The organism is Archangium lansingense, assembly GCF_026626635.1.
In the GTDB taxonomy this organism is placed as follows: Bacteria; Myxococcota; Myxococcia; order Myxococcales; family Myxococcaceae; genus Archangium; species Archangium lansingense.
Genome location: NZ_JAPNKA010000001.1, coordinates 4292256 through 4305688 on the forward strand (window position 1 = coordinate 4292256; position 13433 = coordinate 4305688).

Sequence of the window (13433 nt, forward strand, 5' to 3'; positions counted from 1 at the left end):
CATAGGGTCCATGTTGACCCGATTCCTGAACGTGCATTCCACGCCAGCCTCTGCCAGTTTGGGAAGCCCGGCGAGAGCATCAACCCTTCATGCCGACGGCCAGGGTTCGCGCGCAACGAGTGGAAATCACTGGCGAAAGGTGGCGCGAGGGCGAGGGGATTCCGGGGTTGCTCCCGAGTCGAGCTCCCACGGTGCTTGCCGCGAGAGAGGGGAGGGCGGGGGATTCAGTGCGGTGGTGGTGATGCTTTTCCGCGACAGGTGTAGTCCGGCACGTGAGTCAATGACTTTCGTCATGGGTGCTTGACGAGACTCTGCCGTGCGTGTTTCCTGTTGAATGCAAGGGATTGGGAGTCAGGGGAGAGTCCATGCAATCACTCACGGAACGGCTGATGGGTCATTCGCGGGCGGTGTCGGGATCGGTCACGGGTCCGTACTCGGGGTATTCGCTCCATGGTCCGGGTGGCATCCAGGTCGTCCTTCCCGAGCAGGGTTTGGTGCTGGGCCGGGCGACGCAACTCAGTCCCACGGCGGTGTGGGCGGAGGCCGGGAACGCGGTGGGGGCGCTGGCGCACGAGCGGACGCTGAGCGTGTGTCTGGACACGGGGGGGACGGCCATTGGCCCGCTGGTGGGTGAGCCTCGGTGGAGCGGCACGGGGGCGCGGGGCTCCGCACTGGGAATCCAGCTGGTGGGCATCTCCCCGGAGCAGGGGCGGCAGATCCTCGGCGTACTGGAGGACGCGGTTCTTCGCGGCAGCGCCCAGCCCGAGGCCTCTCCGCTGCCCGTGCAGGAGGAGCTCTCCGGGCTGGAGCGCATCGAGTCCGTCCTCACGGCCATCTCCGCGATGAACAACAAGGGTGTGCTGCGCCGGCCGGGACGGACGGTGCGGGTGATGCTGGAGCGGCTGGACGCGGAGCGGGGCCTGCTGCACTGGCGTTGCGCCGAGCTGGGGGCGGAGTGGGGCGAGCCGCCGTATGAGATAGAGCTGGTGGGCTACAACTCGGCCTACCGGATGCGCCTGCAGGGTCCCGCCGCGGAGGGAGGCCGGCTGGTGACGCAGCTGCCCGAGCGGTTGTGGCGGGTGCGCCACCGCTGGCACCGCCGTGTGCTGGCTCCCGAGGGCCTGCAGGCGCGCTTCGAGCATCCGCTGTGGAGGGAGCTTGGACGGCGCGAGCGCGAGGTGGCCGACCTCTCGTTCTCGGGGCTGGGCCTGTTCGTGAGCCCCGAGGACCTGGTCTTCCCCGGGCTCTTCCTGATGATGGAGGTAGAGCTGGCCGGTGGCGACAGCCTCTTCCTGAGTGGCGAGGTGCGGCACGTGTCGGCCGCCCGGAGTGATGGGCGTAGGCTGGCCGGCCTGGAGGTCCGTCCGCGGACGGAGCGGGACATGGTGCTGTGGACGCGCTTCGTCTCCCAGTCGCTCTGCCCCGCCACGCGCACCAGTGAGGAGCTGCTCGAGCCGTTGTGGGAGCTGTACGAGGCCTCGGGTTACTTCAACCTGGCGAGCAAGTCGTCCGAGCACTTCGGCGAGCTTCGCCGGAGCTTCATCGACCTGGGCAAGCGCTCGGCGCAGCTTCCGCACCTCCTCTGCCAGACGGTGTGGCCATCGGAGAGGGGGGTGGAGGCGTCGTTCTCCACGCTCAAGGCCTACCGTCACTCCTGGCTGGTGCACCAGTTGGGACGGCGGCCCGGCAAGCCAGCCAATGCGCCCACGGTGCCGGGGCAGATCCTCCGCGACACCTACCTGCGCACGCTGGAGCACGCCCAGGGAGACCCGGAGTTCCGGTGGGCCTTCTGCTACGGCGAGTCGACCGTGCCGTGGATCTACCGGACGCATGTGCGGTTCGCCCAGCGGATGCAGGGCAGTGGGCAGAGTCTGCTGATGCCCCTGCGGATGATGGACGTGGAGTGCAGCGAGCTGAGCGGGCATCCCGCGGGGGACCTGGACATTGGGCCGGCGTCCATCGGGGAGAAGTACCTGCTGGCGGGGGAGATCGCTCGCACGCGCCCGGCCTGCTACGTCGAGGCGCTGGACTTCACCCGGGATCGCCTGGAGCTGTGGGGGATCTCCCGCGCCTGGCAGGGGGCGGGGTTGGAGCGGGAGCGGCGCATCCTCGTGGCGCGCCGTCAGGGCGTTCCCCTGGCCGCGGTGGTGCTCGAGCTGGGGCACCCCGGGACGAATCTCTTCCGGCTGCTCGACTCCGCGCGTCTGTTCCCGCTGGCCCCCGAGGGGAAGCGGAGCGCCTACGTGGCGCTGTTGGATGAGGCACGTCGCTGGTTCGCGCTCCGGGGGCGCAGCTCCTTCATCTTCCTGTGCGAGGACGAAGGGGCCTACGCGCGGGCGGCCCGTCTGCATGACGACCCCTCGACGCAGCCCTGCCTGTGGATCATCCCCGCCTCGCACGTCCCCGAGTTCCTGGAGCACGTCAGCGAGCAGTCCGTTGGAGCCTCTCGTTCCAACCCGCATCACGAGTCGTAGCCACGAAGGAGTCTCATCATGGAACTGCTGAAGAAGCTGTACGAGCCTTACACCCTGCTGGCTCGCAGCCGTCTGGAGTCAGACTCCTCCCTGCGTCGGCTATTGGACTCCTCCATCAAGCCGGTGGTGCTGGAGCGCTTCCTCATCGAGTGGATGTCACGCGCGGCGTACATGACGGAGCCGGTGGACGGGTGGATCCGCCGCACGGGTCGGCGCTGCATCGAGCAGGGAATGGAGAGGCTCGGCGAGCAGCTCATTTCCCACGCGAAGAGTGAGACGGGCCATCACTTGATGACCATCGACGATGCCCGCGCGCTGGTGGAGCACTGGAATGTGCGGCGCTCGCCTCGGCTGGAGTTGGAGGAGCTGCTCGCGCAGACGCCCACCGAGTCCATGAAGGAGTACCGCCAGCTCCATGACGAGACCATCGAGGGGCCGTACCCGGTGGGGCAGATCGCCATCGAGCGGGAGATCGGCTTCCTGGCGGTGCAGTTCGGGCCCCGCCTGATGCAGCAGGTGGAGACCGTGTTGGGCAAGGAGGTCGCCGACAAGCTCTCCTTCCTCAATGAGCATGTGGTCGTGGACGTGGGCCATACGATGCTCAACGAGAAGATGCTGCAGGACGCCATCACCCGTTCGCCCGAGCAGGGGCGCATCTACGCGGAGGCCGGCGCCCGGGCGATGAACACGTACATCCGCTTCCTGGGTGACTGCTTGCACATCGCCGAGGATCTGCTGGCCCCATTGCGCGCTGTGGCATGAGCCGTTGAACCCCCCCGCTCTCCCCGGGTCTCCTGGCTCGGGGAGGGGGTAGGACAGGCCCTCTGGCGCACCGATGACCACGGTTGGCGCATATTCTCAAGCCTGTCTCTTGTCTCTCCCTGTAAAACCGCTGATACAGGCAAACCCTGTTTGCGTGGTTTGAGACTCGAGGGAGAGAACCCCATGACATCCTTGAATTGGTTCAGGATCGCAGCCGCGTGGATGGCCGCGCTGTTGTTGGTCTCCGTTTCCGCGGGCTGCGGGAAGCAGGAGCCGGCGCCCCAGAATGGGAGCGCGGAGCTTCGCGTCACACTGCCCCAGGCGCTCTCGGCGGCGGACGTGAGGCGCGTGCGCGTCGAGGTACGAGGCCCGGGACTTCCGCTGCCGATGGCGGCCGACCTCGTGCAGGTGGGCACCGCGTGGCAGGGCACCGTGAGCAACATCCCCGCGGGTAATGATCGCATTGTCGATGCCTACGCATACGACATGTCGGGAATGGTGATCTTTCAGGGCTCCTCGGCGCCCATGACCATCAGCGCGGGCAGCACGGCGAGCGCGTTCCTGATGCTGCAGCAGGTGAACACCCCGCCGCCCTTCCACAACGAGGCGCCGCAGATCTCCTCCATCGTGCTGTCCGCCAACACGGTGAGCCCCGGGGGGAGCATCTACCTGATGGCCTTGGCGTATGACGCCAACGGGGATGCGCTGAGCTACTCCTGGACGGCGGCCGCTGGCTCCTTCAGCGCTCCCAACCATGAGATGACCTATTGGACGGCGCCCTCCACGGAGGGGACGCATCGCCTCCGCCTGGAGGTGACGGACTCCAAGGGGACGAGCGCCTCGGTCAACTTCGACGTGTACGTGCAGCAGGACGGGGCCTCGGGGAGCGTGGATGTGTCGGTGGGCTTCAACTCCTGGCCGGAAGTCCGCGTCATGCAGGGCGCGCCGTCCGTCCTGGCGGCCGGCACGACGACGCAGCTGTCCGCCACCGTCGTGGACGCGGATGGGGATGCTCTGGCCCATGCCTGGTTTTCTGACTGCATGGGCTGGTTCAACGACATGACGAGCGCCACGCCCTCGTTCACCCTGGACTGGGTTCCGTCCTCGGGCCGATGCACCTTCCAGGTGTCGGTGACGGATGGCAAGGGCGGGGCGCACTCGGGCACGCTCGTCCTCCAGGCGGGCACCATGCCGCGCGCCAACGTGCAGCCCAAGATCGACAGCACCTGGCAGACCGCCTCCCAGGCCAACGGCGGCGAGCTCGTGACCCTGGGCCTCACCGCGCATGACCCCGATGGCATGTACGTGAGCTTCTATTGGTACGCGTCCGCCGGGTACATCCAGAGCACCAGCTGGGGCAGCAACTCGAGCCAGGCCGAGTGGGTGGCGCCCGTGTGCTTCACCGACGTGCTGTACATCACCGCCGTCGTCACGGATTGGGATGGCGCCTCGCAGTATTACTCGTTCACCGTGAACCCGGCTCCGGGTGCGAACTGCGGGGCGCAGACGGTGACGGGCATCCGCAACATCCACAACATCCAGGCCGATGGCTCGCCCATCGTCACTCCGGCCGACCTGAGCTTCAGCGCCATCGGCGCCTATGTGCCGACGGCGGATAACTCGGGCTTCGTGTACGTGGCGGGCTCTGGCCGGCCTGATGGCACCTTCGTCATTCCCGGCGTGGAGCGGACGCCCTACTACCTCCGCTTCGGCTCGACCTACATCTGGACCTCCAGCCGCTTTGTGGATCTCAGCGGCGCCAGCCTGGGCCGCCCCTACGTGGATCAGGAGCCGACGGGGACCCAGCTTGCCTTCCAGCTCGACGGGCTCTCTCCCTGGCAGCCCACGGATGACCTGCAGATGTTCTCGTCGGGCGCGGGCATCGGCTACTTCACGACTAGCTGCGCTGCTCCCTTCTTCCCCTCGCCGGCCGATGGCGCGACGGCCCTCTCGGGCTCCATCGACTACGTCACCTCCATGAGGAACTGTGGGATCAATCCCGCGCCCCGGCTCGATCCGTCCCAGGGGGACTTCCTCCAGCTCACCCAGAACGTGAGCCGCTATGACTCGACCGCTCTTCCCACGGGCCTCACGATGATCGAGGTGCGCAAGGGCCTCCAAGTCTACAACCTGTCGGGCTCGACGGATGGCGGGACGGTGGATGGTGGGCCGATGGACGCGGGGAACGCGGGCCCCGGGACGCTGCTGGTGAGGGGGACGATGCAGCCCCTGCCCACCACGATGCAGCAGTTTGATTTCCGCGCGGCCGAGTTCGAGGCCCTGGCGCTCGAGGCCCACTCCAGTGCCATCATGGCGGACGAGACCGTGAACATGGGGACCCTGCCGGGCTACTACGAGTACGGTCAGTACGACGGCTACCCGGATCTCGCCAACGTCATCAACGATAATCCCGGCCAGGGCAACTTCCCCGTGAGGTTCCAGTACGGCAATCCGTACCCGGGCTTCTGGCCGAAGATCGTCACCGCCCAGGCGACCTCCGCCGCGCCCTTCTCGGTCAGCCTGCCCGATGGTGGAACGTCGCGGACGACCTGGTACACGGCGGCGGTCTACTCCCAGACGCCGGTGTGGGAGGGGACGGCGCAGCCGCTCATCCCCATGGTGGGCCCGCCCCGCGACCTGCGCGTCAATGGTGCTCCGGCCACGGGCGGAAGCCCCACCGTGTCGGGTGTGGGGACGAGCCCGCTGCTGAGCTGGGCGCCGCCGGCCCTCGGCTCGCCGACGCGTTACCAGGCGCGTCTGTATGAGATCTTCGCGACGTCCGCGGGCAACACGAGCAGGACGCTCCTGGGTTACTACACCACGACGGACACGCAGCTCCGTCTGCCGAACCTGGTGGCGGGCAAGACGTACTTCGTCCTGCTGTATGCCTACTACACCCCGGGCTCCAGCCTGGACACGCCGTTCATGACCAGGCCGGACTACAACTTCGCGTCGGTGTTCTCGGCGCAGTTCGCGCCCTGAGCAGTGGTGTCCCGCCGGGGTGCCAGGTGCACTCCGGTGGGTTCCCGGGTGGGGCCGTGCTCAGGCCGCCTCGGGAGCTTCGCGGAGGAGGATGCGCTTCCCTCGGACTCCTCCGCGCTCGAGTTGCTCCGTGGGCTGCGTGACGCTGGGCAGAACGTGCTGCCATGTGGACGTCGCGCCAGGCAAATCGGTCTGTGATGAGCAACGAATTTCGTCCCGGCCTCCGCCTTCCGCCCGACGCTTGTCCCCTCGCTCTCCGCGCTGGCTTCGACGCGTCGTGTTGATTGGAAAACAAAGTTGGTGGATGCTGTGTGTGACTTTGGCAAGGAGTCAAAGCCTCACACCCGCGTGCAATTCCTCTCGTTGATTGGGGCAGGGCCCCGATTGACGCAACGGGAGAGCCGCGTCTCGAAAACACCTCGGTCCGCAGTCCCTGGGCCGCCCCGAGCGGTCCAGTTCCACTCCCTTTGTCTCGAGCTCACTGGAGAGCCCTACATGAAAAAGACCCTCCTGCTGGTTGAAGCCCTGATCGCCCTCGCTGGTATTGGCTGCGGTAACGCCGATGACCTGAACTCCAGCGAGCCCTCCGAGACAATGGGAGTCGCTTCGGACGCGCTGACCACGCCGAACTGCGCGCAACTCACTGCGGCGTCGGTGAAGGCCTCCGGCGATGACGGCACCGGCAGCGTGGCAGGCAATACGCTCGACGACCGGCTCGACACGCGCTGGAGCAGCTTGGGCAAGGGCCAGTGGATCGACTACGACCTGGGTGCCTCGAAGAGCGTCTCGGGCGTGTCCATCGCGTGGCACCAGGGCAACCTGCGCACCAGCAACTTCTCCGTGTCCGTGTCCTCGGATGGGATCAACTACACGTCGGTCTACAGCGGCACGAGCAGCGGCACGACGACGGCGGCGGAGACCTACTCCTTCGCTCAGCTCACCACGCGCCGTGTGCGCATCTACGTCAACGGCAACACCCTGAACGACTGGGCCAGCATCGCCGAGGCCCGTGTCTGTGGGACGTCCTCGTCCGGTGGCACCGGCTCCGGCGTGGTGTGGCGCGGTGACTTCGAGACCGGCGACCGCTCGCAGTGGAGCAGCACGCAGATGGTCAGCGCGGACCGGCTGCAGGTGGTGCCTTCGCCGGTTCGTCAGGGCAGCTATGCCATCAAGGTCACGGTGCGCCAGGGGGACAACCCCATCAGCGCCAGCGGCAACCGCAACGAGCTGGTGAAGATGACGAACGAGAAGGAGGGCGACGAGTACTACTACCGCTGGAGCACGATGTTCGCCTCGGACTACCCCAGCGCGAAGACGTGGCAGCTCTTCACCCAGTGGCACCACAGCGGTAACAACGGCTCGCCGCCGGTGGAGTTCTACGTCAATGGCGAGACCATCTACCTGCGCGTCAACGGCAGCACCGTGGTGTGGAGCACGCCGCTGGTGCGCGGTCAGTGGCAGGACTTCATCTTCCACGTGAAGTGGTCGTCCAACGCGAGCGTGGGGTTCGTCGAGCTGTACCGCAATGGCCAGCTCGTCCTGCCCAAGCGCAACGCGGCCACCCTGTACGCCGGTCAGAGCAACTACCTGAAGGTGGGCCTCTACCGGAACAGCACCATCGCTCCGGTGGGCGTGGTGTACCACGACGGGTGGATCCAGGGCCGGAGCCTGCAGGACGTGCAGTAGCGCCGGCCCGGAGGGGCTCGCCGACTACGGCAGCCCCGCCACCCAGCGCACGATGTCCGAGGTGGAGACCAGCCCCGCCAGGGTTCCCCTCGGGCTCACCACGAGCACGCGGTGGATGCCCGCGTCGATCATGAGCTTCGCTGCTTCCGTGAGCGAGGCTCCTTCCGGCACGGCGAGCACCTGCCGTGTCATCACGTCCTCGACGGTGGTGCCGTCCAGGACGTGCTGGCCGGACGGTAGGGTCACTCCGGTCTCGTCCTCCGCGGCAAGCCGGTGGCGCACCAGGTCCGTCTTGGACACCATCCCCAGCAACTGCCCCTCCGCATCCACCACGGGCATTCCGCTGATGGTGTGCTCCAGCATCAGTTCGGCCGCTGTCTGCAGGCTGGTGTCCGGATGGACGACAAGCACCTCCCGGACCATCACCTCACCCACCGTGCACAGGGCCGGCGCGGGGAGCGGCTCCGTCTCGGTCGAGAAGGGCATCTGGCGGTCGGTCATGGGGAAGGCTCGCATGGTCATGCTCCTGGCAGAGGCCCGAGCCGCGCTGGCCACTATGCCCACGCTGCTGAAGGCCTAGGATGAGGAGCTTCCAGTGCAAAGGGGAAGCCATCCCACTGTGAGGGCTCGTTGAGAGGCGTGTGCGCACGCCCTGCGTTCGCGGCTGGCTGCTCGCGCAACCTCTGCGGGCCTCCCACGCTGCGGTGCGTGCCTGGCAGCCGGGCTTACATGCCCTCGAGGGTAATGGAGCAGGGCAGGGGAACGGGCCCGTCAGGTGCCACGGGCCCCGGCGTCCCTGGAGGGTGAGCACTCCCTCCGGGATCGTCTAAAGGCAGGACGGCGGGCTTTGACCCCGCAGATGCAGGTTCGACCCCTGCTCCCGGAACTTCGGAAGCGGTGCTGGCTCAGCCGCCGAGCAGCTTCTGCAGGGAGCCATCCTTCAGCGCCTTGTGCGTGTCGGTGAAGCCACCGATAAGCACACCGCGGACGTAGACCTGAGGGAAGGTGGGCCAGCCACTCCACATCTTGATGGCGAGCCGCTGCTTCCACATGCCGAAGTAGCTGCCGTACTCGAGGTAGGTGAACGGGATGTTGGCCTGCTCGAGCGCCTGGCGAGCCCGCTTGACGAAGGGGTTCTGCGCCATGCCCACCACCACCACGGCGTCTTTCTCCACGGCGGCGCGGATCTGGTCCACGACGTCGCGGTGGAAGCCAGTCATCGCCTCGGCCACGGCGGGGGTGCGCTTGTCTTCAGGATGAAGGGGACGGGGGTTGGTCATGGGGCGCGCACGCTAACATGCCGCGTCACGTCAGGCGCCGAGGGCTTTTGCGTCTCTCCTGGGAGAGGTGCGGTGGCCAGGCCGGTGACGGCGAAGCCGGGCGCGACGAACCCTATGCATGCGGTTGATGCCGGTTCCTCTTTGCGCGCTCGCCGGTCCGGGCCTGGCCACCGCCTTCTTCCTCTGTCCTTCGGGGTTCACGGGGTATCCACACCTACCGCCCGGGTGGTGTAGAACACGGGGTCGATGGAGCTCTCCCCGGTCAGGACCCACCTCTCCGCGCCTGTCGACGCGACCTCACTCGTGTCGGATGAGGCCCGCGCTTTCCTCCAGGATCGGCTCGAGCTGCTCTACCGGGCGTTGTTCTTCCTCACCTTCGCCTTCTACGCCGTCACCACCGGGGCGGCGATCTTCTTCGTCGGCGTGCCCTGGGCCCATGCCCTGGTGGATCCCAGCTATGCCTTCCACCTGATTGGCGCCGCCATGTCGCTCGTCCTGTGGTTGGTGTGCCGCCATCGGCCGTACTCCCTGCGCACCCTGTCCTGGTTGGACAGCGCCGGCCTGCTGGGCGTGCTCTTCCTGCTCAAGCTGGACGCCTACTACGACGCGGATCCCCTCTCGCTGCTGCTCGGCACCAACGGCGCCCTCATCTCCCACGCTGTCCTCGTCCCCAGCACCGTGCGCCGGGCGTTCTGGGTCTCCCTGCTCGGCGCCCTGCCGGATGGGGCCGTCGTCGCCGTGATGGTCCAGGTGCGCGAACACTCCGGCTCGGCCGTGCCCACGCTCGATGCCGTGCTCTGGAGTGGCGTGGCCGTCTTCATGGCCACCCTCGTCTCCCAGGTCGTCTACGGCCTGCGCAAGCAGGTGCAGGCGGCGCGCAAGCTGGGCCAGTACACGCTCATCATGCGGTTGGGCGCCGGCGCCATGGGTGAGGTGTACCTGGCCAGTCATGCCCTGCTGCGTCGCCACACCGCCATCAAGCTGCTGCGCAACGACGCGGACGGCCATGGTCTGGAGCGCTTCGAGCGCGAGGTGCAACTCACCAGCCAGCTCACCCACCCCAACACCATCGCCATCTACGACTACGGCCGCACCGCGGACGGGCTCTTCTATTACGTGATGGAGTACCTGGAGGGCGTGGACCTGGATGGGCTGCTCATGGTCGACGGGCCCCAGCCTCCCGCCCGGGTCATCCACATGCTGCGCCAGGTGTGTGGTGCGCTGGAGGAGGCGCACGGGCTGGGGTTGCTCCACCGCGACATCAAGCCCGCCAACCTGTTCCTGTGCCGGCGGCGCGGTATGCCGGACCTGGTGAAGGTGCTCGACTTCGGGCTGGTGAAGGAGGTGGGCACCGATGACCTGTCCGCCTCGCGGGTGCATATGGTCGTCGGCACGCCGCTCTACCTCGCGCCCGAGGCCATCGTCACCCCGGGGCGGGTGGATGCTCGCGCGGACCTGTACTCGCTGGGCGCGGTGGGCTACGCGTTGCTCACCGGCTTCCACGTCTTCGAGGGCCGCACCTCGGTGGAGATCTGCTCGCACCACCTGCACACGGCGCCCACCCCGCCGACCTCGCGGCTGGGCCGGGAGCTGCCGAGGGATTTGTGCGACATCCTCATGCGCTGCCTGTCGAAGCACCCGGATGACCGGTTCGCCAGTGCCCGGGAGCTGCGCCTGGCGCTGGATGCGTGCGCGGACGCGGGGCGGTGGACGGAGGATGACGCCGAGCGCTGGTGGGCGATGAACGGTTCCAACATGGAGACGGCCCGGCCTCGGAGAGACCCCTCGGGCCTCACCGGGACGCAGACGCTGGTGACGGAGATGGTGAACCGCGTGGCGTAGGTCCGCTGCTTACTGCTCGGCGGCGAACTCCCGCCACACCCCGAGGAAGTCGCGCGGCGTCTCCAGGTTGGGCGAGTGCCCCACGCCCCTCATCACGTGGTGCCGGGCACCGAGCAGGCTGGCGCACCGTTTCCCACCCTCCACGGTGGAGAGCGGATCCGTCTCACCGCTCACCACCAGGGAGGGCAGGGTGTGCAGGGACTTGAGGCGCTCGCCGGGGGCCCAGTCCACCAGGGCCTGGATCGTGGCGAGCGAGGCGTCCCGGTGTTGCTGGTGCCCCTCGTCGAGGAGCTGCTGCCAGAATGCGTCGTCCGGAGCGCCCGGAGCCATGCCTCGCATGGCCGCCGCGAAGTAGTCCCGGTTGTCGTGGAGGGAGAGCTGGTGCGCGGGCAGGTTGTACGCCGCGGGCATTCCATCCACCCAGGCGGGTGCCAGCACGGTGAGGGTGTGCACGCGCTCCGGGTGCTCCAGCGCGAGCTGCATGGCCACCGCGCTGCCCAGGGAGTGGCCAAGCAGGTGCACCCGCATCAGCCCCAGGGCATCCAGCAGCCCGTGGAGATCCGCCGCCAGGGAGGGAAGGCTCTGCGGGACCGCCGGGCCCAGGGTGGCGCCTCGTCCGCGCAGGTCATACGAGAGGGCTCGCAGCCCGGGCGGGAGCAGCTCCATCAGCGGCTGCCACCACAGGCTCGTGGTCCAGTTGCCAGGGATGAGCACCAGCGGCGAGCCCTGACCGCGCTCACGGTAGTGCACCTCGAGGTCTCCAACACGCTGCATGGGCATGGTGGAGGCGAGCCTAATCCCCTTCAGCCAGGTCCGCGAAGGCGTTGGAACGCGCGCTTACAACGCGGCCATTTCCCCTCTCCCGGGGGGCTGAGGATTGCACACGCTAAGTAGGCGGGGGAGCGGAGGAAAGGTGCTGGGCGAGGGTGAAGCCGGCGACGTAGTCGCCCAGCCGTTCGTAGCCGCGCCAGAGGACGAGCCAGCCCGGAGGTTTCTTGTCCGGGTTGGCCATGTAACCGCCTAGGGCGGCGATGAGCAGCAGGGCCTGACGAAGCGTCAGCGCCCCTTGCAGTCGCATGCGTGGAGAGAGTTGGGGTGCCATGGCTTGGAGCACCTGCACCTCGGCGGGCTCCAACACTTCATCTGCGGGCTCGTCCGGGAGAGTGCGGCTCAGGGTGCGCAGGCGCAGCATCTTGACGGAAACCAGCAGAGTGAGGACGAGCAGGTTTTCAAGGTGCTCGCGCCTCTGGTGCTGACGCCCCTCCAGGCGGCAGCCCGTCTTCAGGGCCTTGTGCAACTCCTCAATCCCCCACCTCTTCTGGTAGGTGGACACCGCGCCCCAGGCCGCCTCCACGCTTTCAATGGGCACGTTGCTCAGCAGCAGCCACTCCACTGCTTTCTGTCCCTGTGGCGGCTCTTCTTCGCGCACCAGCACGCCCCACACCGGCACCGGCTGCCCACCCTGGCGCCCGGGAGGCAGCAGCGTGAGAGGGACGTAGCGCAGCACCAGCGTGGCGTCGCGTGCCGTGCGCGCCGGCTTGTCCGCCCGGGCTGGTTGCGCCGACACGTGCAGCAGCCGGCTGTCCACCACGGGCAGCCCCTCCATGGTGGCCCACAGCCTCCCCCCTTCTCCCTCCACGCGCCTGTCCTGGCCGGCGCGCACCAGCAGTTGATACGACGCGCTAGCCGAGCGGGAGAACAACTCGAAAATGTCTCCTTCGGCGTCGATGACGTGCAGCAGTCGCCCTGGCTCGCCCACTCCCTCTTCGGCCTCCACCATGGCCTGCCACCACAAGCTGCTTTCCTTCTGCTCGAAGGGCCGCTGCTTCCTGCTCTTGGCCTTTCCCCTTTGCGCGGCCGGGCGCGCCCAGGTGCGCGCTCCCAGCACTCCAAAAGCGGCGCCGTCGGCCTGCACCACCAACGCCGTCTGCAGAAAGAAGCCCTGACACACGGGATTGCCCACCTGGCCCACCCCGCTCATGGACAGATGGCTGAGCTCCACCTCGGTCCGGTCGTGTACACACAAGGCCACCTCTCCCGCCTGCCCTTTCGCCACCGCCTTGCCCACTGTCCGGGCCGCTGGCTCCAGCAGCTGCCGGAAGCTGACGTCTTCGTTCTCCAGCATGCGGTAGGCCCCCATTCGCTCCGCCCGGCTGGTGCCCAATCGGTTGATGGTGACGCCGGGCTGCCCCTCCATCAGGTGAAGGGTGTGCAGCAACCTCTCCCTCAGCCACACCTCCTCAAGCGGACCGAAACTCCCTGCTGGATAGAGAACCTCGTACGTCAGATACAAAGGGGCAGCTTCCATGGGCTGCCTCTCTATCCGGCCCTACCGCTCACGTCATGCTCCATCCAGCTTGCTCACCCCTTGCTCCCTCTCTCCCTCTGCGTGTGCATTCTTCAGCCC

At 67.6% G+C, this 13433-nt stretch carries 9 protein-coding genes and 1 tRNA gene; 6 read left to right on the plus strand and 4 right to left on the minus strand.

Annotated elements, in window-relative coordinates; all coding sequences use genetic code 11:
• Window positions 1-365: 365 nt before the first annotated feature.
• The 4 genes from OV287_RS17545 (at window position 366) to OV287_RS17560 (ending at window position 7904) form a co-directional block, all read left to right on the plus strand.
• Window positions 366-2474: a PilZ domain-containing protein gene (locus OV287_RS17545; protein ID WP_267535182.1), complete on the plus strand. Its 2109-nt coding sequence runs from the start codon at window positions 366-368 to the stop codon at window positions 2472-2474.
• Between the two features lie 18 nt (window positions 2475-2492).
• Window positions 2493-3236 (plus strand): hypothetical protein, encoded by a 744-nt coding sequence (locus OV287_RS17550; RefSeq protein ID WP_267535183.1) that lies wholly within the window; start codon window positions 2493-2495, stop codon window positions 3234-3236.
• A gap of 183 nt (window positions 3237-3419) precedes the next feature.
• Window positions 3420-6218: a fibronectin type III domain-containing protein gene (locus OV287_RS17555; protein WP_267535184.1), complete on the plus strand. Its 2799-nt coding sequence runs from the start codon at window positions 3420-3422 to the stop codon at window positions 6216-6218.
• A 495-nt stretch (window positions 6219-6713) separates the two neighbouring features.
• On the plus strand, window positions 6714-7904 hold the full coding sequence (locus tag OV287_RS17560; protein WP_267535185.1) for a heparin lyase I family protein: 1191 nt from the start codon (window positions 6714-6716) through the stop codon (window positions 7902-7904).
• A 24-nt stretch (window positions 7905-7928) separates the two neighbouring features.
• On the opposite strand, the gene OV287_RS17565 is transcribed toward OV287_RS17560, so the two are convergent.
• Window positions 7929-8420 (minus strand): CBS domain-containing protein, encoded by a 492-nt coding sequence (locus OV287_RS17565; protein ID WP_267535186.1) that lies wholly within the window; start codon window positions 8418-8420, stop codon window positions 7929-7931.
• Window positions 8421-8719: 299 nt separating this feature from the next.
• Here OV287_RS17565 and OV287_RS17570 point away from each other — a divergent pair.
• Window positions 8720-8790: transfer RNA gene (locus OV287_RS17570), tRNA-Gln, on the plus strand.
• 19 nt (window positions 8791-8809) lie between these two features.
• On the opposite strand, the gene OV287_RS17575 is transcribed toward OV287_RS17570, so the two are convergent.
• Window positions 8810-9184, minus strand: a complete 375-nt coding sequence (locus tag OV287_RS17575; protein ID WP_267535187.1) for a glutaredoxin domain-containing protein — start codon at window positions 9182-9184, stop codon at window positions 8810-8812.
• 246 nt (window positions 9185-9430) lie between these two features.
• On the opposite strand from OV287_RS17575, the gene OV287_RS17580 reads away from it, so the two are divergent.
• Window positions 9431-11026: a serine/threonine-protein kinase gene (locus OV287_RS17580; RefSeq protein WP_267535188.1), complete on the plus strand. Its 1596-nt coding sequence runs from the start codon at window positions 9431-9433 to the stop codon at window positions 11024-11026.
• 9 nt (window positions 11027-11035) lie between these two features.
• Here the strand turns inward: OV287_RS17580 and OV287_RS17585 are convergent, their stop codons facing one another.
• Window positions 11036-11806 (minus strand): alpha/beta fold hydrolase, encoded by a 771-nt coding sequence (locus OV287_RS17585; RefSeq protein WP_267535189.1) that lies wholly within the window; start codon window positions 11804-11806, stop codon window positions 11036-11038.
• Between the two features lie 106 nt (window positions 11807-11912).
• Window positions 11913-13334: an IS4 family transposase gene (locus tag OV287_RS17590; protein WP_267532091.1), complete on the minus strand. Its 1422-nt coding sequence runs from the start codon at window positions 13332-13334 to the stop codon at window positions 11913-11915.
• Between the last annotated feature and the right edge of the window lie 99 nt (window positions 13335-13433).